At 58.3% G+C, this 25,253-nt stretch carries 23 protein-coding genes and 1 pseudogene; 6 read left to right on the forward strand and 18 right to left on the reverse strand.

Annotation, left to right across the window (positions count from 1 at the left end):
* The 3 genes from rimM to ffh form a co-directional block, all read right to left on the reverse strand.
* A complete protein-coding gene (rimM, locus tag CJF39_RS05260; RefSeq protein ID WP_094992478.1) occupies positions 1 to 540 on the reverse strand; it encodes a ribosome maturation factor RimM in 540 nt (179 codons plus the stop codon).
* 5 nt (positions 541 to 545) lie between these two features.
* Positions 546 to 797 carry a 30S ribosomal protein S16 gene (gene rpsP, locus CJF39_RS05265; RefSeq protein WP_019411651.1) on the reverse strand — a complete coding sequence of 84 codons (252 nt, stop codon included), beginning with the start codon at positions 795 to 797 and terminating at the stop codon, positions 546 to 548.
* A 250-nt stretch (positions 798 to 1,047) separates the two neighbouring features.
* Positions 1,048 to 2,424 carry a signal recognition particle protein gene (gene ffh / locus CJF39_RS05270; protein WP_094992479.1) on the reverse strand — a complete coding sequence of 459 codons (1,377 nt, stop codon included), beginning with the start codon at positions 2,422 to 2,424 and terminating at the stop codon, positions 1,048 to 1,050.
* 207 nt (positions 2,425 to 2,631) lie between these two features.
* On the opposite strand from ffh, the gene CJF39_RS05275 reads away from it, so the two are divergent.
* The 3 genes and pseudogenes from CJF39_RS05275 (at position 2,632) to CJF39_RS05285 (ending at position 5,905) form a co-directional block, all read left to right on the forward strand.
* Positions 2,632 to 3,444, forward strand: coding sequence for a cytochrome C assembly family protein (locus tag CJF39_RS05275; protein WP_094992480.1), 813 nt, complete (start codon positions 2,632 to 2,634; stop codon positions 3,442 to 3,444).
* Positions 3,445 to 3,537: 93 nt separating this feature from the next.
* Positions 3,538 to 4,332, forward strand: a pseudogene (locus CJF39_RS05280) (transporter associated domain-containing protein); the annotation flags it as partial.
* A gap of 256 nt (positions 4,333 to 4,588) precedes the next feature.
* The gene (locus CJF39_RS05285; protein WP_094992481.1) at positions 4,589 to 5,905 is read left to right on the forward strand and encodes an MFS transporter; all 1,317 of its coding nucleotides are present in this window, start codon (positions 4,589 to 4,591) and stop codon (positions 5,903 to 5,905) included.
* Positions 5,906 to 5,961: 56 nt separating this feature from the next.
* Here CJF39_RS05285 and purT read toward each other — a convergent pair whose 3' ends face one another.
* From purT to CJF39_RS05310, 5 genes are all read right to left on the reverse strand, one after another.
* The gene (gene purT, locus CJF39_RS05290) at positions 5,962 to 7,143 is read right to left on the reverse strand and encodes a formate-dependent phosphoribosylglycinamide formyltransferase (RefSeq protein WP_094992482.1); all 1,182 of its coding nucleotides are present in this window, start codon (positions 7,141 to 7,143) and stop codon (positions 5,962 to 5,964) included.
* A gap of 99 nt (positions 7,144 to 7,242) precedes the next feature.
* Positions 7,243 to 7,707, reverse strand: coding sequence for a VUT family protein (locus tag CJF39_RS05295; RefSeq protein ID WP_094992483.1), 465 nt, complete (start codon positions 7,705 to 7,707; stop codon positions 7,243 to 7,245).
* Positions 7,708 to 7,793: 86 nt separating this feature from the next.
* Positions 7,794 to 8,003 carry a DUF1289 domain-containing protein gene (locus tag CJF39_RS05300; protein ID WP_094992484.1) on the reverse strand — a complete coding sequence of 70 codons (210 nt, stop codon included), beginning with the start codon at positions 8,001 to 8,003 and terminating at the stop codon, positions 7,794 to 7,796.
* Positions 8,000 to 8,524 (reverse strand): gamma carbonic anhydrase family protein, encoded by a 525-nt coding sequence (locus CJF39_RS05305; protein ID WP_094992485.1) that lies wholly within the window; start codon positions 8,522 to 8,524, stop codon positions 8,000 to 8,002. Before CJF39_RS05305 ends, CJF39_RS05300 begins: the two co-directional genes overlap by 4 nt.
* A gap of 41 nt (positions 8,525 to 8,565) precedes the next feature.
* Positions 8,566 to 9,168 (reverse strand): CoA pyrophosphatase, encoded by a 603-nt coding sequence (locus tag CJF39_RS05310; protein WP_094992486.1) that lies wholly within the window; start codon positions 9,166 to 9,168, stop codon positions 8,566 to 8,568.
* 145 nt (positions 9,169 to 9,313) lie between these two features.
* On the opposite strand from CJF39_RS05310, the gene CJF39_RS05315 reads away from it, so the two are divergent.
* Together CJF39_RS05315 and CJF39_RS05320 are read left to right on the forward strand one after the other, a co-directional pair.
* A complete protein-coding gene (locus CJF39_RS05315) occupies positions 9,314 to 9,871 on the forward strand; it encodes an NUDIX hydrolase (protein ID WP_094992487.1) in 558 nt (185 codons plus the stop codon).
* Between the two features lie 41 nt (positions 9,872 to 9,912).
* Positions 9,913 to 10,479 (forward strand): L,D-transpeptidase family protein, encoded by a 567-nt coding sequence (locus CJF39_RS05320; RefSeq protein WP_094992488.1) that lies wholly within the window; start codon positions 9,913 to 9,915, stop codon positions 10,477 to 10,479.
* A gap of 69 nt (positions 10,480 to 10,548) precedes the next feature.
* Here CJF39_RS05320 and CJF39_RS05325 read toward each other — a convergent pair whose 3' ends face one another.
* A complete protein-coding gene (locus CJF39_RS05325) occupies positions 10,549 to 10,860 on the reverse strand; it encodes a Nif3-like dinuclear metal center hexameric protein (RefSeq protein ID WP_094992489.1) in 312 nt (103 codons plus the stop codon).
* Between the two features lie 5 nt (positions 10,861 to 10,865).
* Entirely contained in the window at positions 10,866 to 14,762 is a 3,897-nt protein-coding gene (gene purL, locus CJF39_RS05330) for a phosphoribosylformylglycinamidine synthase (RefSeq protein WP_094992490.1), read from the reverse strand.
* A 285-nt stretch (positions 14,763 to 15,047) separates the two neighbouring features.
* Between purL and mltF the strand changes: the two genes are divergently transcribed.
* A complete protein-coding gene (mltF, locus tag CJF39_RS05335; protein WP_094992491.1) occupies positions 15,048 to 16,505 on the forward strand; it encodes a membrane-bound lytic murein transglycosylase MltF in 1,458 nt (485 codons plus the stop codon).
* Between the two features lie 104 nt (positions 16,506 to 16,609).
* On the opposite strand, the gene pdxJ is transcribed toward mltF, so the two are convergent.
* The 8 genes from pdxJ to lptF all read right to left on the reverse strand — a co-directional run bounded on the left by pdxJ (position 16,610) and on the right by lptF (position 25,069).
* The gene (gene pdxJ, locus CJF39_RS05340) at positions 16,610 to 17,353 is read right to left on the reverse strand and encodes a pyridoxine 5'-phosphate synthase (protein ID WP_094992492.1); all 744 of its coding nucleotides are present in this window, start codon (positions 17,351 to 17,353) and stop codon (positions 16,610 to 16,612) included.
* Between the two features lie 50 nt (positions 17,354 to 17,403).
* On the reverse strand, positions 17,404 to 18,093 hold the full coding sequence (gene recO / locus CJF39_RS05345; RefSeq protein WP_094992493.1) for a DNA repair protein RecO: 690 nt from the start codon (positions 18,091 to 18,093) through the stop codon (positions 17,404 to 17,406).
* A 137-nt stretch (positions 18,094 to 18,230) separates the two neighbouring features.
* Positions 18,231 to 19,133 (reverse strand): GTPase Era, encoded by a 903-nt coding sequence (era, locus tag CJF39_RS05350; RefSeq protein WP_094992494.1) that lies wholly within the window; start codon positions 19,131 to 19,133, stop codon positions 18,231 to 18,233.
* Positions 19,126 to 19,815, reverse strand: a complete 690-nt coding sequence (rnc, locus tag CJF39_RS05355; protein ID WP_047278350.1) for a ribonuclease III — start codon at positions 19,813 to 19,815, stop codon at positions 19,126 to 19,128. The genes era and rnc overlap by 8 nt, the downstream gene beginning before the upstream one ends.
* Positions 19,816 to 20,075: 260 nt before the next feature.
* Positions 20,076 to 20,930 (reverse strand): signal peptidase I, encoded by an 855-nt coding sequence (gene lepB, locus CJF39_RS05360; protein ID WP_094992495.1) that lies wholly within the window; start codon positions 20,928 to 20,930, stop codon positions 20,076 to 20,078.
* Positions 20,931 to 20,935: 5 nt separating this feature from the next.
* The gene (gene lepA, locus CJF39_RS05365; RefSeq protein WP_094992496.1) at positions 20,936 to 22,735 is read right to left on the reverse strand and encodes a translation elongation factor 4; all 1,800 of its coding nucleotides are present in this window, start codon (positions 22,733 to 22,735) and stop codon (positions 20,936 to 20,938) included.
* Between the two features lie 161 nt (positions 22,736 to 22,896).
* On the reverse strand, positions 22,897 to 23,958 hold the full coding sequence (lptG, locus tag CJF39_RS05370; RefSeq protein ID WP_094992497.1) for an LPS export ABC transporter permease LptG: 1,062 nt from the start codon (positions 23,956 to 23,958) through the stop codon (positions 22,897 to 22,899).
* Entirely contained in the window at positions 23,951 to 25,069 is a 1,119-nt protein-coding gene (gene lptF, locus CJF39_RS05375; protein ID WP_094992498.1) for an LPS export ABC transporter permease LptF, read from the reverse strand. The genes lptG and lptF overlap by 8 nt, the downstream gene beginning before the upstream one ends.
* Positions 25,070 to 25,253 lie beyond the last annotated feature (184 nt).

The following is a 25,253-nucleotide window of genomic DNA, read 5'->3' on the forward strand; positions in this document are numbered from 1 at the left end:
TTAGAAGTCCGCATCCCAATCCACCTTCATCTCGCCCGCTTCCAGGTCGATGCTCAACACGCATTGCTCTGTATAGGGCAACAAGCGATCACGATCGTCCAGGCTACCTGGGCAAGGTTTGACTTCCATGACATCGTTCGAGCCAGTTTCCATCAGATCAACAACCTTGCCGAGCAATTGCCCTTCGAGGTTGGTCACTTTAAGACCCTGCAGCTGGTACCAGTAGTACTCGCCTTCGGTCAGCTCAGGAAACAGGTTGCGCGGCACGCAGATCTCAAATTCGCGAAGAAGACCTGCTTCATCACGATCATCAAGACCCTTGAGCTTCACGACCAGAAACTTGCCGTTATGAGAACGGCCACTGACCAGCTCTGCCTGTCGTACATCATTGCCACGCCGAAGCGTCAGCTTTTTGTAGTCCAACAGGTTATCAATTGGATCCGTAAAGGAATAAACCTTCACTTCGCCGCGCACGCCGTGAATTGAGTAGATTTTGCCGATAACGATCAAATCATCAGCAGTTTCAGGCGTCACGCTCATATTGCTCAGGCCGCAGCCTTAGCGTTTTCTTTAACCAGCTGAGCAACACGCTCAGACAGTTGGGCACCAACGCTCAGCCAGTAGGCGAGGCGGTCTTCTTTAACGGAGAAACGAACTTCTTGACCACGAGCAACCGGGTTGAAGAAGCCAATTTGTTCCTTGTGGGAACCGTCACGTGGGTTACGGCTGTCGGTAACGGTCAAGTGGTAAAACGGGCGCTTTTTGGAGCCGCCAAGGGCAAGACGGATTGTTAGCATGTGTAGATCTTTCCTGTAGTCGGTGCTGCAAATCTAAATGCACAGCGGGCATAGGTGCCCGAAAGGCCGCATATTCTAAGGAATATCCGGACTTTTGCAAATGTCTTTTTCTGGCGCCTACGTGGCGTTACATCCAGATCTGCTATAAGGCCGCCACGAATGGCGGCAAGTCAGCTCCCGCACAGTGCGGGTTTGCTGGAGATCTCGCAGGACTGCGAGCTGTGCAAGCGCAAGCGCTTGCACAGGTGAATTACATTTTCGGCATGCCGCCGCCGGGCATCATCGAGCCCATGCCGCGCATCATTTTGGCCATGCCGCCTTTGGTAGAAAATTTCTTCATCATCTTTTGCATCTGCTTGTGCTGCTTGATCAAGCGCCCGATGTCCTGCACTTGCGTGCCGGAACCCATGGCAATACGACGTTTGCGCGAACCGCTGATCAGGTCAGGGTCACGACGCTCGGCCGGGGTCATGGAGTTGATGATGGCTTCCATTTGCTTGAATTGCTTTTCTGCTGCGCCCTGGGCATTGCCCATTTGCGCCAGATTCACGCCACCCATGTTCGGCAGCTTGTCCATGAGGCCGCCAAGGCCGCCCATGTTTTTCATCTGTTGCAGTTGATCGCGAAAATCTTCGAGGTCGAAGCCTTTGCCTTTCTTGAGCTTTTTAGCCAGCTTGTCGGCTTTTTCTTTATCGAGGGTCTGTTCGGCTTGCTCGATAAGGCTGAGCACATCGCCCATGCCCAAAATACGTGACGCAATACGATCCGGATGGAACGGGTCGAGCGCATCGCTCTTCTCGCCCATGCCGAGGAACTTGATCGGCTTGCCCGTGATGGCGCGCACCGACAGCGCCGCACCGCCACGGGCGTCACCATCGACCTTGGTCAGGATCACACCGGTCAGCGGCAGCGCATCACCAAAGGCCTTGGCCGTGTTGGCGGCGTCCTGGCCGGTCATGGCATCTACCACAAACAGGGTTTCAGCTGGCTTGACCGCCGCGTGCAACTCCTGAATCTCAGCCATCATGTCGGCGTCGATGTGCAGGCGACCGGCGGTATCGACGATCACGACATCAATGAACTTGAGCCGCGCTTCATTTATAGCTGCTTGCGCAATGGCCACCGGCTTCTGGCTGATGTCGGACGGGAAGAAAGTCACGCCCACTTCACCCGCCAGGGTTTCCAGCTGCTTGATCGCCGCCGGACGATACACGTCGGCGGACACGACCATGACGGTTTTCTTTTTGCGCTCTTTAAGGAAGCGCGCCAGCTTGCCGGCGGTGGTGGTTTTACCCGCGCCCTGCAAACCGGCCATCAAAATCACGGCAGGCGGCGTGACGTTGAGGATCAGGTCCTCGTTCGCCGCACCCATCAGGCTTTCAAGTTCAGCCTGGACGATCTTCACAAACGCCTGGCCCGGCGTCAGGCTGCGCGACACTTCAGTGCCGACAGCGCGCTCTTTGACCGCGTTGACGAAGTCTTTGACCACTGGCAAAGCCACGTCGGCTTCCAGCAACGCCATGCGCACTTCGCGCAGGGTGTCTTTGATATTGTCCTCGGTCAGCTTGGCCTTGCCGGTGACATGGCGCAGCGTCTGCGAGAGACGGTCGGTTAAATTTTCAAACATGCGCGATCCTTTCAGGCCCAAAGTAGACCGGGGTTATTGCGGCCCAGCCCGTGTAAAACTGATGCTCGGCGAGCCTGCGGCGTGGGCAGGTCGCGGATTATAGCGAAGACTGATCGCGGCGGACACCTTACCGTCAGCTTATGTGGCTTTCGTGTTCAGGCGGTTGTATGCCAAACTCAGCCCTTTCGGGCTTGCCTAACAGGATTTATGCTCCCCTTGTCACCGAGTTTGCTCCCCAGCCTCGCCGCCGCGTGTCTTTACGCCGCTGCGACTTTCTATCAAGGCAATTGCTTGCGCCATGGCGCAAAGGCAAACAAACGCCTGTTGGTGACGCTCGGCATTCTTGCCGTCATCACTCACGCCGCGAGCCTTTTTACCCATTTGATGACCCCTGCCGGTCTGGAGCTGGATTTTTTCAGCGCCGCCAGCCTGATTGCGGTCGCCGTGATAGCAGTAACGCTGGTCGCCTGCGCCCGCATCCCGGTCGAGAATCTACTACTGCTTCTATACCCGCTGGGGGCCCTGACAGTGCTGCTGTCCGAATTCGCCCCGCCCGGCACGGTACAAGTCATTAATGAAGAGCCCGGTATCCTGGCCCATATCCTGCTGTCGATTTTGGCTTACGGCATGTTCACCATTGCGGTGTTTCAGGCGCTGCTACTGTCACTGCAGAACCACCAGCTCAAACACAAGCACCCCAAGGGCCTGATCAAAAACTTCCCGCCCCTGCAAACCATGGAAAGCCTGCTGTTTGGTTTCTTGTGGGCAGGCTGGACGCTGCTGTCGCTGTCGCTGATCTCGGGCTGGCTGTTCCTGGGCAACCTGTTTGCTCAACATCTGGTGCATAAAACACTGCTGGCGTGCCTGGCCTGGATCGTGTTCAGCGTGCTGTTGTGGGGTCGCCATCACCTCGGGTGGCGAGGCCACAAAGCCATCCGCTGGACGTTTGCCGGGTTCTGCCTGCTGATGCTGGCCTACTTTGGCAGCAAGCTGGTTCGCGAATACATTCTGCATATTTGACGGGCGATGATTATGGATAGCTTGCCCCCCGGGCCGCTGCTGGCCTTATTGGCTCTGGTGTTTGCAGGGCTGGGATTTTTTATTGGTCTGCTGTCGCGCAAGTCGCGATCCGTGGTTCAGCGTGCCGAGCCCCACTCGCTTCACAGTGCCCTGCCCCAGGAAGACGATGAACCCAACAATCGTCCGCCCTTACTGGCCGGCATTCACGCGCTGGATAACATCACGGTCAATGACATCCTGATCCCGCGGAGCGAGGTCGAAGGCCTTAACCTCGACGACCCGATAGAGGACCTGATCGAGCAGTTACGCCAAACCAAACGCACGCGCCTGCCGGTGTTTCATAACGACATTAACCAAGTTGAAGCGATCCTCAACACGCGCCATATCCAGCACATGCTGCCGGACGCCAGCCTGACCAAAGAGGCGATTCTGGCCGTTTGCCACGAACCCTACTTCATCCCTGAAAGCACCCCGCTGCATTTGCAACTGCTGAACTTTCACAAACAGCAGCGTCGGATCGGCATCGTGGTGGATGAATACGGCGAAGTACTCGGGATTGTGACCCTTGAAGACATCCTCGAAGAGATCGTAGGCGAGTTCGAAAACGAGCAAAACGTCGACAACCCGCATATCGAGCCGCTGCCCAATGGCCGCTACGTGGTAGACGGCGCGGCATCCATTCGCGAGCTGAATAAAAGCCTGGGCTGGCAGCTGCCGTGCGACGGACCGAAAACCCTGAACGGGCTGGTCACCGAAGCCCTGGAAACCATCCCGGAAACCACGGTATGCCTGAAGATCGGCCGCTATCGACTGGAAATCCTCGAAACCGAAGACAACCGTGTCAGCCGCGTATTGATCTGGCACAACAGCGTCAAGCCCGCGGCCTGATCGCCGCGCAGGGCCTTGTTCGATTCCGGCACGGCTCCCTATAATCATCCACGCTTACCCAAGCCCCGCCAACAGGCGTGCTACCCGCGCGCCGCGTCCCCGGCGGGTTGTTGTTCGCAGTACCTGCGTGCGTTCCCATCCCGAACGGCGCTTGCACCCTGTTATCCCTCGGGGCCAACGACCATAACAATCGCTCAGCCTCGCCTCGCTCCCCGCGCAGGCCAGCCATGAGCACATAACTGTCAGGGATATGCACATGACCACCAGCACCACTTACAGCGAAGCTGCGTCCGAGAAACCGGCCAATTCAGCCACCCGTGTGGCCACCGCCAGCTTTATCGGAACGGCCATCGAATTCTACGACTTTTATGTCTACGCGACGGCCGCCGCGCTGGTCATCGGGCCGGTGTTCTTTCCGCAGACATCCGGCACCGCGCAAATGTTGTCGGCTTTTCTGACCTTCGGCATCGCTTTTCTCGCACGCCCGCTGGGCTCATTTCTGTTTGGCCATTACGGCGACCGCATCGGTCGCAAGTCCACGCTGGTGGCCTCGCTGCTGCTGATGGGCGTGTGCACCACGCTGATTGGCGTGCTGCCGGGCTATGCCACGATCGGTGCCTGGGCCCCCATCCTGTTGTGCGTGCTACGTTTTGGCCAAGGCCTTGGTCTAGGTGGGGAATGGGGCGGAGCAGCGCTGCTGGCCACTGAAAACGCGCCAAAAGGCAAACGTGCCTGGTTCGGCATGTTCCCGCAGCTAGGCCCCTCGATTGGTTTTCTGGCGGCCAATGGCTTGTTTTTGACGTTGGCCATGACCCTCAGCGATGAGCAGTTCCGCGCCTGGGGCTGGCGAATTCCATTCCTGCTGAGCGCAGCCCTGGTGATGGTAGGTTTGTATGTGCGCCTCAAACTTGAAGAAACGCCGGTATTTGCCAAAGCCGTGGCGCAACACGAACGGGTAAAAATGCCGATCATCGAGCTGTTCAGCCAATACTGGGCGCCGATGCTGCTGGGCGCGGCTTCAATGGTGGTGTGTTACGCGCTGTTCTATATCTCGACAGTGTTTTCCCTGAGTTACGGGGTGTCGACCTTGGGCTACACCCGCGAAACGTTCCTTGGCCTGCTGTGCTTTGCCGTGCTGTTCATGGCAGCGGCAACGCCGCTCGCGGCCTGGGCCAGCGACCGCTGGGGACGTAAACCGGTGCTCATCGTCGGTGGCGTACTGGCATTGCTGTCGGGTTTTTTGATGGAGCCGTTGCTCACCCACGGCACCACATGGGGCGTGGCGCTGTTTTTGTGTATTGAACTGTTCTTGATGGGCGTTACGTTTGCGCCGATGGGGGCGCTGCTGCCGGAGCTGTTCCCCACCCGCGTGCGCTATACCGGCGCGTCGGCCGCGTACAACCTGGGCGGGATTGTCGGCGCGTCTGCGGCACCGTTCTTCGCCCAAAAGCTGGTCAGCATGGGTGGTTTGAGCTGGGTAGGCGGGTACGTATCAGGGGCAGCGCTACTCAGCCTGATTGCTGTGCTGTGCCTGAAGGAAACAAGGGAAGCTGACCTGAACAGGGTCGCGTGAAGATGCTTTAAAACTCGTCGTCGCTGCCGCCAAGTGCGGCAGCGACGCACAAGGGTTTACAGCTCGACAACCACGGCCTGGGCGGCACGTGTGGCTTTGGCACGCGCGGCCTCAATCGACTCGTCACGGGCCAGGGCTACGCCCATGCGACGCTGACCGCTGACTTCAGGTTTGCCAAACAGGCGCAATGCCGTATCAGGCTCGCTCAGCGCGGCACCCAGGTTGGCAAAAGCCGTCTGGGTGGACTGGCCTTGCACCAGAATGACCGCCGACGCGGACGGCCCGAACTGACGAATCAAGGGGATCGGCAGCCCCAGTATGGCGCGGGCGTGCAGCGCAAACTGCGACAAGTCCTGAGAAATCAGCGTGACCAGCCCCGTGTCATGCGGACGCGGCGAGACTTCGCTGAACCAGACCTGATCACCTTTGATGAACAGCTCGACGCCGAACAAACCGCGCCCGCCGAGTGCCTCTGTGACGGCCTTGGCAACGCGCTCGGATTCAGCCAGCGCAATCGGGCTCATGGCCTGCGGCTGCCACGACTCTTGATAGTCGCCGTTCTCCTGACGATGCCCCACCGGCGCACAGAATGTCGTGCCGCCGACGTGGCGCACAGTGAGCAAGGTGATTTCGTAATCAAAGTCGATAAAGCCTTCGATGATGACGCGACCTTTACCCGCGCGGCCGCCCTCTTGCGCGTAATCCCAGGCTTTTTGCACATCATCAGTGCTGCGTAGCAGGCTCTGGCCTTTGCCCGAAGAACTCATGACCGGCTTGACCACACAGGGAAACCCGAGGTCTTGCACGGCACGGTTGTAGTCTTCGAATGTATCTGCAAAGTGATAGGGCGAGGTCGGCAGGTCCAGCTCTTCGGCGGCCAGACGACGGATGCCTTCACGGTTCATGGTCAACGACGTGGCGCGGGCTGTGGGGATGACGGTAAAGCCTTCAGCCTCCAGTTCGACCAATGTGGCGGTAGCGATGGCTTCGATTTCCGGCACGATGAAGTGCGGTTTCTCAGCTTCGATCACGGCCCGCAAGGCGGCGCCGTCGAGCATGTTGATCACGTGGCTGCGGTGCGCCACTTGCATGGCGGGGGCATGCGCGTAGCGATCAACGGCAATCACTTCGACACCCAAACGCTGCAATTCGATGACAACTTCTTTACCCAGCTCGCCGCAGCCGCACAGCAATACGCGGGTCGCGGTCGGCGACAGTGGAGTTCCGATACGGGTCATTTCAGGTCCTCAAGGAAACAAATCATCGAAGGCGCTCGCCAGGCCAGCGCCTGCTGGGGGAGAAAGGCCGGCATTTTACATGATCCGGGCCGCGTGACCTTATTGGGCCGTTGCTTTGCGCATTCTCCAGGCCATGGCCAGCCACACGCAGGTCACGCCCGCAAACTTCGAGCCCATGGCCGTCAGGATCACGCCGGGGGTAAAAGCATCGATCATGCCAAAGAAAATGAAGGTATCAATCGGTATGCTCAGCGCTGAACTAATCCACAGCCGGTCATGCAATGGGCGCTTAGTGACGGTGAACACCAACCAGTCAATGCACTCTGACACGGCAAACGCAGTGGCGCTGGCCAAGGCAATGGAAGGGTCGGAAGTGATATAGGACAAAACCAGCGCCGCCAGCATGGCCACTAGGGCCCCATGACCAAAGCGGGTTTGCACCATGTCGCGCAGGATGAATACCAGCCCGCCCCAGGCCGACCAGATGATGTCCAGATGCGGCGCCGTAGAAAACGCGTAGTTGATGAGCACAACGCTGGCGATATACGCGATGAGATACAGCATGGTAACGGGAGACACCTCTGGGCAAGGCGCACAGGGTACTTGAGTCATGCCTGTATTTGTAGTCGCTGGCGCAGCGACCACACAGGTCAAACCGGGCCGTTCATCATCCACATCACGCCACTGGACGCGGCCCGCTCATGGCACAACACCAGCACGTCGCGGCGCTCAGCGTTGGTCATGCGGCTCCAGCGGGTGATTTCAGCCACGGTACGCTGGCATCCGGTGCACACGTCATTGTCGTCCAGCGCGCAAATGCTCACGCAGGGGGACGCTACCGGACGCTCCTGTTCACTCACGATGACTGCTCTGCAAGGTCGCGGGCGTAACGCTGGGCATTTTTCACGTAATGGGCGGCACTGGCTTGCAGCAACGCTTTTTGCTCGTCAGTCAGGTCGCGGACCACTTTGCCTGGCGACCCCATGACCAGCGAACCCTCTGGGATAACCTTGCCTTCGCCGATCAGCGCGTTCGCGCCAATGATGCAGTGTTTGCCAATTTTGGCGCCGTTAAGGATCACTGCATTGATGCCGATCAGGCTGTAATCGCCGACTGTGCAGCCATGCAGCATGGCGTTATGGCCGATGGTCACGCCCGTGCCCAAGGTCAGCGGATAGCCCATGTCGGTATGCATCACGGCACCGTCCTGCACGTTGCTGTCCTTACCGATGAGGATCAGTTCGTTATCACCCCGTAACACGGCGTTAAACCACACGCTGGCGCCCTCTTCCAGCCGCACGTTACCGATCAGCGTGGCATTGGGTGCTGTCCAGCTGTCAGGGTGGGTGTCGACGCATGCGTCGCCCAAACGGTATTTCATGGCAAAGTCCTCAAGGCAGGCATGACCCTGTGAGCAGGGTTCTAGAAAGTGATAAAACGTTCTGGCGGGGTATGCAGGTTGATATTCACGTCGTCATAAAGCAAGTTCATCAACTCGACGATCATGATCGCGGTCAGCCCCCAGATCTTGTACACACCAAAGCGGTAACTCGGCACATACCAACTGCGGCCTTGATAGTCGATACGGTGCGTGTGTTCACGGGGGTCCTGGCGGAAGAAGTCCAGAGGAACGCTGAACACAGCCGCGATTTCCGCATCGTTGGCCAGGTATTCGACATAGTCAGGAACAACCCCGACATAGGGCGTCACTCGAATGCCGTGCAGGGAAATCAATGGGCTCAGCGGGCCAATGACTTCCACCAGCCCCGGCGGCAGACCGATTTCTTCTTCAGCTTCGCGCAGGGCCGTAAACACAAGGTCCGGGTCTTCGGGGTCACGTCGGCCACCGGGGAAGGCCACCTCGCCCCCATGGGTTGAGAGGCCGCTGGCGCGCAGGGTCAATATTAATTCAGGCTTATCACTGCGGGTCACCGGCAGCAATACGGCAGCCTCGGGGAAATTGCGCTCTGTCACCAGCGTTCGCGGGGTGTAGCGGCTCACGCGGCCAAGCAGCTCGTCCAGCATAGGTCATCTCGATCCGTCACTTATCGGGCATCATGCACCAAATCACCCAATGCACCCAAGCCCCACACTGTCGCAGCACGCCACGCGGCACTTGCCCAAGCCCCGCCTGAACCGCCAAGATAGGCGCCACACCAGAGAGCTCAGCATGAAATTTTGCAGCCAGTGCGGCCATTCCGTCAGCCAACACATCCCGCAGGGTGATTCGCGCCTGCGCTACGTGTGCGACCACTGCCAGACCATTCACTACCAAAACCCGAACATCGTTGCCGGGTGCGTACCAACGTGGGGCACCCAAGTGTTGCTGTGCAGGCGCGCGATCGAACCCCGTAAAGGGTTCTGGACGCTGCCCGCCGGCTTCATGGAGAACGGCGAAACCGTTGAGCAGGCCGCGCAACGTGAAACCCGCGAAGAAGCCTGTGCCGAAGTCGCGAACCTGAGCATCTATACCTTGATCGATGTACCGCACATCAATCAGGTGCATATTTTCTACCGTGCCGAACTGCTGAACCGCGATTTTGCGGCCGGTGAAGAGAGCCTTGAAGTGCGCCTGTTCGACGAAGCCGATATCCCTTGGTCAGAGCTGGCTTTTCGCACGGTCAGCCGTACCTTAGAATGCTTTTTCGCTGACCGGCCGGGGCAAACCTATCCGGTGCGCAGCGAAGCCGTGCCGCCCTTGGCAGGCTTGGTCAAACCTCAACAGTAAACGTGTTCGTCACCCCACTGCACCTCTAGGGATACCGCTCCATGCGTTGGTTGTTTACCGCACTCTGTCTGTCATTTGCTGTTACGTGCCAAGCCGCCGTTGTCGTCACCATCAACGGCAAGCCCGTCGATAAAAATGAAGTGATCCAGCCGCATCTTTCGTCGCAGCCCGCCCGCGCCGGTCAGCCGGTGGAAAAAATCCTCGTGCTCAAGTCGGCCCGTCAGTTGCAGTTGATCAGCAACGGCAAACCCATCAGGACATACCGCATCTCATTGGGCAAGCAACCCAAGGGGCCAAAAACCCGCGAAGGCGACAAGCGCACTCCGGAAGGCCTTTACTGGGTCGACTGGCGCAAGAAAAGTGAGAAATTCAACCTCGCCATGCACATCTCTTATCCCAACATCAGCGATGCCGCACAGGCCCGCCGTGAAGGTGTGAGCCCGGGTTCAATGATCATGATTCACGGCACACCGGACACCGAAGAAAACCCGGAAAACCTGTTTCATACGCTGGATTGGACTGACGGCTGCATCGCCATGAAGAACTATGAAATGCGTGAGGTGTGGAACCTGACCAAAGACGGCACGATGGTCGAAATTCGCCCGTAACCCCTCTCGCGCCATAAAAAAACCCGCTGACCGTTACCGGTTCAGCGGGTTTTTTATTGCAGTTCCCGACTAAAAATCAGCCAGCCGCCACACCTCATAAGCAGGCGTTTCGTACGGGTGGCTGAGCTTGAGCGCAGCCACCACTGCCTGGATCAGCTCATCGGCAACCACCAGCTCAACTTTCCATTCCCCAACATATTCAACCGTGCCGGTTTGCCCGATGAACGGCTGACTGCCGTCCAGCGCGCGAAACTGGCCTTGGCCCAGGGTCTGCCAGGCACAGTGGTCGTAGTTGCCGATACGGCCGCCACCGGCAGCGAATACGGCATCCTTGACCCCATCTATGTGGCTGGGAGGCACGAAAAAGCTGAGCTTGTACATCGCGCTTAATCCACCCAGACGCGAGCGTTACGGAACATGCGCAACCATGGCGCATCTTCGTTCCACTCTTCAGGACGCCACGAGTTTTGCACGGCACGGAAAACACGCTCCGGGTGCGGCATCATGATGGTCACGCGACCGTCACGGCTGGTCAGACCGGTAATCCCGCGCGGCGAACCGTTCGGGTTGGCCGGGTAGCTTTCAGTGACTTTGCCGTGGTTATCGACGAAACGCAGCGCTACTGCGCCGGACAGGTCCGCTTGCAACATGGCTTCTTCACTGGCGAATTCAGCATGACCTTCGCCGTGCGCAATGGCGATTGGCATGCGCGACCCGGCCATGCCTTGCAGGAAGATCGAGTTCGACTCCTGCACCTGCACCATGGCTACACGGGCTTCGAACTGCTCGGAGCGGTTACGCACAAAGTGCGGCCACAACTCGCTGCCCGGAATCAGCTCACTGAGGTTGGACATCATCTGGCAACCGTTGCACACACCCAGCGAGAAGCTGTCGGAGCGCTCGAAGAAGCTCTGGAACGCATCCCGCGCACGGGTGTTGAACAGCGCGGACTTGGCCCAGCCTTCACCGGCACCCAGCACGTCGCCGTAAGAGAAGCCACCGCAGGCCACCATGCCTTTGAATTCGTTCAGGTCGACACGACCAGCCAGAATGTCGCTCATGTGCACGTCAATGGCGTTGAAACCGGCCCGGTCAAACGCTGCCGCCATTTCAACCTGACCGTTGACGCCCTGTTCACGCAGAACCGCCACTTGCGGGCGAATGCCTTTCTTGATGTAAGGCGCGCTGATGTTGTGGTTGACGTCAAAGCCGAGCTTGACCGTCAGGCCCGGGTTGTCTTCTTCCAGCAGCACGTCGAATTCCTGATCGGCGCACTCGGCGTTATCACGCAGGCGCTGGATCTGGTAGCTGGTTTCTGCCCACTGACGTTGCAAAGCACCACGCTGGCCTTCGAAAACAGTTTCGCCCTTGAGGCTGATGGTGACTTCGCTGTTGTTCAGCGGCTGGCCGATCACGGCCACGCATTCACCCAGGCCAGCAACGCTGAACTGAGCCAGTACTTCGGCCGTCGCATCCTGACGCACCTGAATCACTGCGCCCAGCTCTTCGTTGAACAGGATGGCCGGGATTTCACTGACGTTTTGCGTCAGGCAATCGAGGGTCAGGCTCAAGCCACAATGACCGGCAAACGCCATTTCCAGCACGCTGGTCATCAGGCCGCCGTCGGAACGGTCGTGGTAAGCCAGCAAATGGCCGTCGGCATTGAGGCCCTGAATCACGGCAAAGAAGGCTTTGAGGTCTTCGGCGTCGTCGACATCTGGCGCCTGCTTGCCCAGCTTGCCGTAGGTTTGCGCCAGGATGGACGCGCCCATGCGGTTCTGGCCACGGCCCAGGTCGATCAGGATCAAATCCGTCAGGCCTTTGTCCATGCGCAATTCGGGGGTCAGCGTCTGGCGGATATCCACCACTGGGGCAAATCCGGTAACAACCAGCGACAGCGGCGAGGTGACGCTTTTCTCGGTACCGTCTTCGTTCCAGCGGGTTTGCATCGACATGGAGTCTTTGCCGACCGGAATGGTAATGCCCAGCTCAGGGCACAATTCCATCCCGACAGCCTTAACGGTGTCGAACAGACGGGCGTCTTCACCCGGGTGGCCGGCGGCAGACATCCAGTTGGCCGACATTTTGATGTCGGACAGCTTGCCAATTCGCGACGCTGCGATGTTGGTCAGGGTCTCGCCGATGGCCATGCGGCCCGAAGCCGGCGCATCCAGCAGTGCAAGCGGTGTGCGCTCGCCCATGGCCATGGCTTCGCCGGTGTAGACGTCAAAACTGGTGGCGGTGACGGCCACGTCAGCCACCGGCACTTGCCATGGGCCAACCATTTGATCGCGAGCCACCAGACCGGTAATGGTGCGGTCGCCAATGGTGATCAGGAAGCTCTTGCTGGCTACCGCCGGGTGATGCAGAACGCGCTCGACGCACTCGCCGATGCTCAGTGTAGCCGGGTCGAAATCATCGCCCAGCTCCTGCTCGCGCACTGCCGAACGGTGCATGCGGGGCGCTTTGCCCAGCAGTACTTCAAGCGGCATGTCCACCGGGTTGTTGCCGAAGTGGCTGTCGGTCACAGTCAGTTGCGGCTCGGCCGTGGCTTCACCAACAACGGCAAACGGGCAACGCTCGCGCTCGCAAATGGCCTGGAAGCGTTCGAAGTCCTCAACGCCCACCGCCAGCACGTAACGTTCCTGTGACTCGTTGCTCCAGATTTCGTGCGGGGCCATGCCCGGCTCGTCGTTCGGAATGTTGCGCAGTTCGAAACGGCCACCGCGGTCGCCGTCGTTCACCAGCTCCGGGAACGCGTTGGACAGACCGCCCGCGCCCACGTCATGGATGAAACTGATCGGGTTCTTGTCACCCAACTGCCAGCAACGGTCGATGACTTCCTGACAGCGGCGTTCCATTTCCGGGTTTTCGCGCTGTACCGAAGCGAAGTCCAGGTCAGCCGAGCTTGCGCCCGTGGCCATGGAAGAGGCGGCACCGCCACCCAGGCCAATCAGCATGGCCGGACCGCCCAGCACGATCAGCTTGGAGCCGACAGTGATTTCGCCTTTTTGAACGTGTTCGGCGCGGATGTTGCCCATGCCGCCCGCGAGCATGATCGGTTTGTGATAACCGCGCACTTCGTCGCCGTGGGGCGTGCTGATCGATTGCTCAAATGTACGGAAGTAGCCGGTCAGCGCAGGACGGCCGAATTCGTTGTTGAACGCAGCGCCGCCCAGCGGGCCTTCGATCATGATGTCCAGCGCGTTGACGATGCGCTCCGGCTTGCCGTACGGCACTTCCCACGGCTGTTCAAAGCCAGGGATTTGCAGGTTGGATACGGTAAACCCGGTGAGGCCGGCCTTTGGCTTGGCGCCACGGCCGGTAGCGCCTTCATCGCGAATCTCGCCGCCGGAACCGGTGGCTGCACCCGGGAACGGGGCAATGGCTGTTGGGTGGTTGTGCGTCTCGACTTTCATCAAGATGTGCACCGGCTCCTGCACCGCACCGTACTGACGGGTGTCAGGGTTCGGGAAGAAGCGCCCGGCCACGCTACCGACAATCACCGACGCGTTGTCTTTATAAGCTGACAGCACACCTTCGCTGTGCATCACGTAGGTGTTTTTGATCATGCCAAACAGGCTTTTTTCCTGACTTTGGCCGTCGATGTCCCAACTGGCGTTGAAAATCTTGTGGCGGCAATGCTCGGAGTTGGCTTGGGCAAACATCATCAGTTCGATGTCATGCGGGTTGCGGCCCAGACCGTTGAACGCATTGACCAAGTAATCAATTTCGTCTTCTGCCAGTGCCAGGCCCAACTCGACGTTGGCCTTCTCCAGCGCAGCACGCCCGCCACCCAGCACGTCAATCGCTGTCAGCGGCTTGGGTTCGGCATGACTGAACAGACCGGCAGCCTGCTCCAGGTTGCCCAGCACGATTTGCGTCATGCGGTCGTGCAATGCATCGGCAATCAGCTGCGCGTCGGCGTCGCTCAATTGACCGGCTACATAGAAGGCAATGCCGCGCTCCAGGCGCTGGATCTTGGCCAGGCCACAGTTACGGGCAATATCGCTGGCCTTGCTCGACCAGGGCGAGATGGTGCCAAACCGCGGCAACACCAGGAACAGTCGGCCACTCGGCTCTTGAACCGGCACACTTGGACCGTACTTGAGGAGACGAGCCAGTACCAGTTGCTCGTCGCTGGTCAATTCGCCTTTAACATCGGCGAAGTGGGCGAATTCAGCGTACAAACCGCTGACAGCTGGAACCTTTTGGCTCAGTTGTGCGAGAAGTTTGTTGTGGCGAAAGGCAGAAAGGGCAGGAGCGCCGCGCAGGATCAACATCTTCGGGACAGCCTCGGGAGGGGTGTGCTTTGAGGCCCGGCATTCTAACGTAAACCGTTGGCCTCGGCACCCGAAACGGCACACCAAGCGCACGCCAAACGTCGTTAATCGATCAGGGCCTTATTCTTTGTGGCTATCAGCGCGCTGACGGCTGGTCGATTTAGCTCTTTGAACGGCCTGCAAAGCCCCATTTCACAAGGGTTTGGGCGGTTTTGGAAGTTGTTATCAGAATGGCTACATATTGTCGAGATATGGCACCCGCCCTGCTTTGCGTATACTGCGCGCATGTTTTCTTTATCAGCAATCCGCCCGCGCTGCGCCAAATGGCTCTTCGCAACCGGACTCTTCCTGATGCTCGGTGCCTGCGTTGAAAAACCCAGCACTCTTGAGCGTGTAAAGGAGGACGGGGTACTGCGGGTGATTACTCGTAACAGCCCGGCCACTTATTTTGAAGACCGCAATGGCGAAACCGGCTTTGAATACGAGTTGGTCAAACGCTTTGCCGACGACTTGGGTGTCGAACTCAAAATCGAGACCGCCGACAATCTGGACGACATGTTTAACCAGTTGGGCCAGCCTGACGGCCCTGTGCTGGCTGCTGCCGGACTGGTCAGCAGCGAGAATCGCCTCAAACAAGCCAAGTTTTCCCACCCCTACCTCGAAGTGACGCCACAGATCATCTACCGCAACGGGCAGTCGCGCCCGACGTCTGCTGCTGATCTGGTGGGCAAACGCATTACCGTCCTTAAAGGCAGCTCTCACGCAGAACAGCTCGCCGAACTGAAGAAACAATACCCCGGCATTGAGTACGACGAATCCGACGCCGTGGAAGTGGTCGACCTTTTGCGCATGGTCGATGAGGGGCAAATCGACCTGACCCTGGTGGACTCCAACGAAGTGGCCATGAACCAGGTGTACTTCCCCAACGTACGCGTCGCGTTTGATCTGGGTGACGCCCGCAGCCAGCGCTGGGCAGTGATGGCTGGCGAAGACAACAGCCTGCTGAACGAGATCAATGCTTACCTCGACAAAGTCGAAAAGAACGGCACGCTGCAACGCCTCAAGGACCGATATTACGGCCATGTGGACGTACTGGGCTATGTCGGTGCCTACACCTTCGCCCAGCACTTGCAGCAGCGACTGCCCAAGTATGAGAAGTTTTTCAAGGACGCTGCCAAGAAAGAAGGCATCGACTGGCGTCTACTGGCAGCGATGGGCTATCAGGAATCCCTCTGGCAACCGACTGTGACCTCAAAAACCGGTGTTCGGGGGCTGATGATGTTGACGCAGAACACCGCACAGGCCATGGGTGTAGCCAATCGACTGGATGCAAAACAAAGCATTCAGGGCGGCGCCAAGTACCTGGCACTGATCAAAAGCGAGCTGGACGATGACATCCAGGAGCCGGATCGCACCTGGTTTGCCCTGGCAGCCTACAACGTGGGCGGTGGGCACCTCGAAGACGCACGCAAGCTGGCCAAGAAAGAAGGCTTGAATCCGAACAAGTGGCTGGACGTTAAAAAAATGCTGCCTCGCCTTGCGCAGAAGCAGTGGTACAGCAAAACCCGCTATGGCTACGCCCGCGGCGGCGAACCGGTGCACTTTGTGGCCAACATCCGTCGTTACTACGACATCCTGACATGGGCCACGCAGCCACAGCTTGAAGGCGACCAGGCAGCCGACAGCAAACTGCACATTCCCGGCATTGATAAAACCAAGCCAAAAGAAGAACCCCAGTTGTAACTGCGATTCTTCATCGCTGTCGCAATTCGAGGCTTCGATCGCTTACCCAGCGATCGAGCCTGCACGCATTGCGCACACTACCTTACTTGAAAACGCTCACGCTCTCAGTGCCTGGCGGCGGCCACGATCAACGCTTTCATTTCCGAGACGGCTGACTTGAAGCCTACGAACAAAGCATGTGCCACCAACGCATGACCGATGTTCAGCTCATTGATGCCTTTGATTGCGGCCACGGCCTCAACGTTGTGGTAATGCAAACCGTGACCGGCGTTGACGATCAGCCCTTGAGCCAGGCCACAGGCCACACCTTGCGCTACCCGCTGCAGTTCTTGCGCCACGTCGGTGGGGGTTTGCGCATCGGCATAACGACCGGTGTGCAATTCAATCGCCGGTGCACCGACGCGTCTCGACGCCTCGATCTGACGCTCATCGGCATCGATAAACAGTGACACCTCACAGCCAATCCGACTCAGGCGCTCAACCGCAGATTTGATCCGGGCTTCCTGCCCCGCCACGTCCAGCCCACCCTCAGTGGTCAGTTCCTGACGGGTTTCAGGCACCAGACAGATGTGCGCCGGACGAATGCGCTCGGCAAACGCCATCATTTCTTCGGTCACGCCCATCTCGAAATTCATGCGGGTTTGCAGCACATCCTTGAGCAATAACACGTCACGCTCTTGAATGTGACGACGGTCCTCACGCAGGTGCACGGTGATGCCATCGGCGCCCGCTTCTTCAGCGTCCAGCGCGGCCTTGACCGGATCAGGGTAACGCGTGCCCCGAGCCTGACGCAGCGTGGCTACGTGGTCGATATTCACGCCGAGAAGGATGCGATTGCTTTGGGTCACGAGGGCTCTCCTGAAGAGTTGAAGATTCGACGCACAGCATACCGGTCTATTCAGGGCTTGCGAAACAACTCACGGCTGGCCAGCGGCTTGCCCGCCAAATGAACGGCCAACGCCTGGCGCATCAAACGTTTGGCCGCCGACAATGCACCCGCCGTGGTCCAGTCAGCCTGCGCCATGGCCTGCAACTCAGCGCCGTGAAACAACCCCGGCTGCACCAGGTAAATACGCTCCAGCCCGGCATCGACCTGCAAACGGTACATGCCGTCGCTGGCTATCGGCGCGCCATGAATGTCCTGTGAAAGCGAAAAGCCGTAGCCCAAATCATCCAGCAAGCGCCATTCGAAGGCCCGCAGCAAGGGTTCCAGCGGTCGACCTTCAGCCAATGCCAGCAGGGTCGCTGCATAGTGATCAAAGACCGCAGGGTGCGGATCTTCAGCCGGCAGCAAGCGCACCAACAGCTCATTAAGGTAAAGACCGCTGAACAGCGCTTCGCCATTGAGCCAGGTGGAGACCCCGGCGCTCTCCATGCGCCCGACATTTTTCAGCTCGCCGCGCCCGCGAAATTCGATTTCCAAAGGGACAAAAGGTCGCGCCAGAGAACCGGCCTTACCCCGTGCACTGCGCAGCACTGCCCGCAAACGACCTTGCGGCGTGATGAAATCCACCAGCGCGCTGGTTTCACGGTAGGGTCGACTGTGCAGGACGTAGGCAAGCTGTGCGGCGGGGGGGGAACTGGACATGGCAGGCACGCCTCTGTGAAAACGAAAAGCGCCCTCACCTTGCCCCTTTGGGAAGAGGGACTGGAAGTAAAAGCACATCTGCGCAGCACTGCTGCTCCCCCCGCTCCTGCAGGAAAGGGGGGAATGAAAAGCTGCCGTTACAGGTCGCCGTAGCCCAACGAACGCAGGGCGCGCTCGTCATCGGACCAACCACCCTTCACTTTCACCCACAGGTTAAGCATGATTTTGGAGTCGAACAGCAGCTCCATGTCCTTGCGCGCCTCAGTACCGATACGCTTGATGCGTTCGCCCTTGTCGCCAATGATGATTTTCTTCTGGCCGTCACGCTCCACCAGAATCAAGGCATGAATATGCAAGGTTTTACCTTGCTGCTTGAATTCTTCGATCTCAACGGTGATCTGGTACGGCAGCTCTGCCCCCATCTGACGCATGATCTTTTCACGCACCAGCTCGGCAGCCAGGAAGCGGCTGCTGCGGTCGGTGATCTGATCTTCGGGGAAGAAATGTTCGTTTTCCGGCAGATGGTCGGCAATCACACGCTCAAGCGCGTCAAGGTTGTGGCCATGCTGGGCGGAGATCGGGATGATTTGCGCGTTTGGCAGTTGCTCCTGCAACCAGCTCAGGTGCGGCATCATCTCGGCCTTGTCCTCGATGCGATCGGTCTTGTTCAACGCCACGATCAACGGGCCCGTCACGTACTGCACGCGCTCCAGCACCATCTGGTCTTCATCGGTCCACTTGGTGCGGTCCACGACAAAGATCACCACGTCGACGTCTTTCAACGCTGCCGAAGCGGTTTTGTTCATGTAGCGGTTCAGGGCTTTCTCGCCACCCTTGTGCATCCCCGGCGTGTCCACGTAGACCGCTTGCACATTGCCTTCGGTTTTAATGCCGAGCATGTTGTGTCGGGTGGTTTGCGGCTTGCGCGAAGTGATCGCCAGCTTTTGGCCGAGGATATGGTTCAGCAGCGTGGATTTACCCACGTTTGGTCGGCCAACAATGGCGACATAGCCACAGCGTGTTGCAGTTGAATCAGTCATGGCCATTCTCCACGCCAAGGGCAATCAGTGCTGCAGCGGCCGCTACCTGTTCGGCAATGCGACGGCTCACACCCTGACCCCGGCTTTTTTCATTCAATAAGGCAATTTCGCACTCTACAAAGAAAGTGCGGCAATGCGGTTCGCCCTGGATATCCACCACTTCATAACGCGGCAGCTCACAGGCACGCGACTGCAGGAACTCTTGCAGTCGGGTTTTCGGGTCTTTGTTGGTGTCGACCAGGGTCAACGTCTCGAACTCGCTGGCCAGCCAGGCCAGTACGCGGTCACGGGCCACTTCCATGCCTGCATCCAGGTAGATGGCGCCGATCAGTGCTTCAAGGGCATCAGCCAGAATCGACTCGCGGCGGAACCCGCCGCTTTTCAGCTCACCCGAGCCCAGACGCAGGTACTCGCCCAACTCAAAGCCACGGGCCAGTACGGCGAGGGTTTCGCCTTTGACCAGACGCGCACGTAAACGCGACAGCTGGCCTTCGCGCGCCAGCGGGAAGCGATCAAACAGCGCTTCACCGGCTACAAAATTGAGGATGGCATCACCGAGAAACTCAAGACGCTCGTTATTGCGCCCCGCGAAGCTGCGGTGTGTGAGGGCCAGAACCATCAGTTCCTGGTCCTTGAAGGTGTAACCGAGCTGCTGCTCTAAACGACTTAATGAAAAACTCACGATTTACCCACGCTGAGTTCGTGGCCGAATGTCACCACCGGACCGATATTAGGGATCAGTGATGCTCGTTTATCGCATAGCAAATGGACGGGGAACAGGCTGTTCGCCGCCGTCACACTTAACGCTTTGTTCAAATCCACATCCTGAATACTGTTGCCGCCCTGCCTGACGCTGCACGGCGGTTGTAAGAACCGTCAGACGGCCGATTTATTCGGACACCTGAAAAGCATTCGGCGCTGTTAATAACAGCGCCGTCTTGGCTACTTGATCAGACCCACTCGCGAGAAGTTCGGCAAGTGGCTCGTTTTCGGTTCGGGCCAGCTCATCCAAACAGCGAAAGCCTTACCGACGATATTTTTGTCGGGGACCATGCCCAACTCGTCCTTGGGAATGTTCGGATCATCCCAGTAACGGCTGTCGTTCGAATTGTCGCGGTTGTCGCCCATCATGAAGTAATGCCCGGCCGGAACCGTCCATTCATGATCGGGCGGTGTGCGGTAGCGGCTCATTTCCTTGCGGATCATGTGCTCCACTTCGCCCAGCTTCTCTTTGTACAATTGTGCGCTGCCCAGTGTATTGGGCTCAGCACCCACCAGTTGCTCGGCAACCAGCTGATCGTTGACGTACAGCTTTTTGTCACTGGTATAACGGATCTTGTCGCCCGGCAGGCCCACTACACGTTTGATGTAGTTGACTGTCGGATCGCTCGGGTAGCGAAAGACCATGACATCGCCACGCTTCGGATCACCCACCTCGATGATTTTCTTGTCGATCACCGGCAAGCGGATCCCGTAAGAAAACTTGTTCACCAAAATGAAGTCGCCCACATCCAGCGTTGGTTTCATGGAACCGGACGGGATCTGGAACGGCTCAACCAGAAACGAACGCAGCACCAGCACGATGAACAACACCGGGAAAAACGACTTGCCGTATTCGACCAGCAGCGGTTCCTTGTTGAGCTTCTCGATGACCTGCATATCGGCCGGCTTGACGCTGGCCTGATAGTTGGCAATGGCCTTGCGCCGGCGCGGGGCCAGGAAGACCAGATCGAGCAGCGCCAGCAAACCGCAGACGGCTACAGCAATGACCAGCAACAGCGGGAAATTTAGTGACATAGGACCTAACTATCCAACCTGAGCACTGCAAGGAAGGCTTCTTGTGGAATTTCCACGTTACCCACTTGCTTCATGCGTTTTTTACCGGCCTTTTGCTTTTCCAACAGCTTGCGCTTACGGCTAACGTCACCACCGTAGCATTTGGCCAGTACGTTCTTTCTGAGTGCCTTGACAGTGGTTCGCGCCACAATCTGTCCGCCAATAGCGGCCTGGATTGCAACATCGAACATCTGACGCGGAATCAGTTCTTTCATTTTTTCGGTCAGTGCACGCCCTTTGTAGTGAGCGTTGTCACGGTGAACGATCAAGGCCAGCGCATCGACCTTCTCACCGTTGATCAGCACGTCGAGCTTCACCAGGTTGGCAGACTGGTAACGGTCAAAGTGGTAATCGAGCGAAGCATAGCCGCGACTGGTGGATTTGAGACGGTCGAAGAAGTCCAGAACCACTTCGTTCATCGGCAAATCGTAGGTCACTTGTACCTGTGTACCCAGGAACAGCATGTCGTGTTGAACGCCACGCTTCTCAATGCACAGGGTAATGACGTTGCCCAGGTGCTCTTGAGGCACAAGAATGTTGGCACGCACGATAGGCTCGCGCATGTCTTCAATCATGGACAGGTCAGGGAGCTTGGACGGGTTGTCGACGTAAATCGTTTCACCGGTCTTGAGCAGCAACTCGAAAATAACTGTGGGCGCGGTGGTGATCAGGTCCAGGTCGTACTCGCGCTCCAGGCGCTCCTGAATGATCTCCATGTGCAGCATGCCGAGGAAGCCACAACGGAAGCCGAAGCCCAAGGCGTCGGAGCTTTCAGGGGTGTATTGTAGCGACGAGTCGTTAAGCGTGAGCTTTTGCAGCGCATCACGGAAGTCTTCGAAGTCGTCGGAGCTGACCGGGAACAGACCGGCGTACACCTGCGGCTGAATGCGCTTGAAACCTGGCAGAACGTCTACATCCGGGGTGGAACTCAAGGTCAGGGTGTCGCCCACTGGGGCACCGTGAATGTCCTTGATACCCGCGATGATGAAGCCCACTTCACCGGCTTTGAGGTCGGCTGTCGCCGTGTGTTTCGGGTTGAATACACCGACGCTGTCCACCAGGTGGATCTTGCCGGTGGACTTGACCAGAATCTTGTCGCCCTTTTTCACGCGGCCATGGCGCACGCGAACCAGGGACACAACGCCCAGGTAGTTGTCGAACCAGGAGTCGATGATCAACGCTTGCAGCGGATCTTCGATGTTGCCGGTCGGCGCAGGAATGGTGTGTACCAGACGCTCAAGCACTTCATCGACGCCCAGGCCGGTCTTGGCACTGCACGTCACGGCATCAGTCGCATCGATACCGATGATTTTCTCGATTTCTTCCTTAACCCGATCAGGATCGGCTTGCGGCAGGTCGATCTTGTTCAGTACCGGCATGACCTCAAGGCCCTGCTCGATGGCGGTGTAACAGTTGGCAACGGACTGGGCCTCTACGCCCTGCCCCGCATCGACCACCAGCAAGGCACCTTCACATGCCGCCAGCGAACGGCTGACTTCATAGGTGAAGTCAACGTGGCCGGGGGTGTCAATGAAGTTCAACTGATAGGTATTACCGTCTTTTGCCTTGTAATACAGAGTAACGCTGTGGGCCTTGATGGTGATCCCGCGCTCACGCTCGAGGTCCATGGAGTCCAGCACCTGGGCTTCCATTTCACGGGCAGTCAGGCCGCCGCACATCTGAATGAAACGATCGGCCAGCGTCGACTTGCCATGGTCAATGTGGGCGATGATGGAGAAATTGCGGATATGACTCAAATCACTCACGGGTCAACACTCAAAAAAAGTCGCAGGCAGACTGCCCGCCGAAAAATAGCCGGGAATTGTACCTGTGATCGCGACGAGCGTCACGTTTACAGGCCAATGCTCCCCCACAAAAAAGCCCCTGTCGCGGGACAGAGGCTTTTGGTTCGAGCTTTACAGGTCGATCAACCCGCCCGTCGCAACAACCAGACGCCCGCCAGCGCGCAAATGAGGGCTGGCAAAATCACCGCAAACAGCGGGGAGAAGCCAAACACCAGGCTGGACGGCCCCAGCAGGTCTTGCGCGATCTTGAACGTGAAGCCCACCAGCACACCGGTAAACACACGCTGCCCGAGGGTAACCGAGCGCAACGGTCCAAAAATGAAGGAAATCGCCATCAACACCAGGGCTGCGGTGACCAGCGGTTGCAACACTTTGACCCAAAATGCCAGCCAGTAACGGCCGTTGTTCAAGCCCTGATCTTTCAGGTAATGGATATAACTCCACAGACCACTGATCGACAGCGATTCAGGCGCCATCACCACGGTATTAAGCAATTGCGGGCTTAGCGCCACGTCCCAGCGCTCGACCGGAGCGCTGACCACTTCGGTGCTGCGATCATGAAACAGCGTGGTCGTGACCTCCGAAAGCTGCCAATGATCTTTGTCAAACTCGGCTTTTTTGGCAAAGCTCGACGACAACATGTGACGTTCGTCATCAAAGCGGTAGCGCGTCACACCAAACAACGTGCCATTGGGCTGCACGGCGTTGATGTGGATGAACTCATCACCCTGACGGTGCCACAGGCCATGCTTGGAGCTTTGCGCATCCCCGCTGCCCAACGCCAGCGCCCGATTAGCCTGCGCAGTGCTTTCAGTGGCCGGGGCCACGTACTCACCCACCAGCACGCCAGCCACCATCAGCACCAGCATGGGTTTCATCACGGCCCACACGATCCGGCCGATGGACACGCCCGCCGCACGCATGATGGTCAGCTCACTGTTGCTGGCCAGACTGCCCAGCCCGATGAGGCAGCCGATCAGCGCCGCCATCGGCAACATTTCATACATGCGCCGAGGCGCCGTCAGCAGGACATAACTCAAGACATCCATGACGGTATAGCTGTCACTGATGTTGCCCGTCTCGTCGATGAACGCGAACAGCGACGCCAGCCCCAGAATAATGCCCAGCACAGCCAGGATCGCCAAAAAGACGCTGCTACCAATGTAGCGGTCGAGCTTACCCACGCGTCATCTCCTTCACGCTACGGCGACTAGCCAGCTTCAAGCGCAGCGGCTCCCAGTACAGCAACAACAGGCCAACGGCCAGGAACAGCAGGTGCACCCACCACAGCCCGAGTGTCGGCGACAGCTTGCCTTTTTCCAGGGCGCCGCGCGCCGAAATCAGAATGGTCAGGTAAGCCATATAAAGAAGAATCGCCGGTAACAGCTTGAGGAAGCGGCCCTGACGCGGGTTCACGCGTGACAGTGGTACAGCAATCAGGGTCACGACAAACACCAGCAGCGGCAATGAAATACGCCATTGCAGCTCGGCAATTGCACGCGGTTCGGGGTTGCCGATCAGGTCAAGGGTCGGGATTGCGTCGCGGTCAGTTACTTCGTCACTGGCATCCGGCTTGGGCAGCAGCACGCCATACGTGTCGTATTTGATCGCGCGATAGTCGGCCAGACCCGGGTTACCGTCATAGCGGTAGCCATTATTGAGAATCAGCCAGCGACTGCCATCGGGACGGACTTCCTGATGGCCTGTTTCTGCAACCAGCACCGAGATGCTGCGATCCTTGGCGTCCTGACCAAGGCTCTTTTGCGAGATGAACACGCCCGAGAGGTTGGTGCGGTCGTTGGTCAGCTCTTCGGTGTAGGTCACGCGCGAACCGTCACTCAATGCCTGAAAGCGGCCTGGCACCAGCGTGTCGAACTCGGTCAGGGCGTCTTGTTTGTTCAGCAGCAACTGAAACTGATTCGCCCCCTGCGGCGCCAGGCTCAGGCTCAGCCAGGCCACAATCAGCGCCACGAAGGCAGCGGGGATCATGGTCATGCCCAACAGACGCTGCTGGCTCATGCCCGTTGCCGAGAGCACGGTCATTTCGCTTTCGAGGTAGAGACGCCCATAGGCCAGCAAAATGCCGAGAAACAGCCCCAACGGCAGAATCAACTGCATGAAGCCCGGCAGACGGAAGCCCATGATCAGGAACAGGGAACCCGGATCCAGAGCGCCAGAAGCAGCCTGCGCCAGGTACTTGATGAAACGCCCGCTCATGATGATGACCAGCAGCACAGCGCTGACAGCGCTCAATGTAAGCAGGACTTCGCGGGACAAATAACGGAAGACGATCAAACCAGACACTCCAGGGTCGTCAGGCTAAGGCGGCCAAACAAGCGGCATTACCAGTTGGCCAGGCATTCATCATAGATGAGCCGGGCCGACTAAAAAGATGGCGCATTATCCTGTGAATGACCCCGCCTGTCACTGCGCTTGCTAACCCAAGGTTACAAAGCAGCAATTGCAGACCATGCAAGGG

The organism is Pseudomonas lundensis (assembly GCF_002269125.1).
In the GTDB taxonomy this organism is placed as follows: domain Bacteria; phylum Pseudomonadota; class Gammaproteobacteria; order Pseudomonadales; family Pseudomonadaceae; genus Aquipseudomonas; species Aquipseudomonas lundensis_A.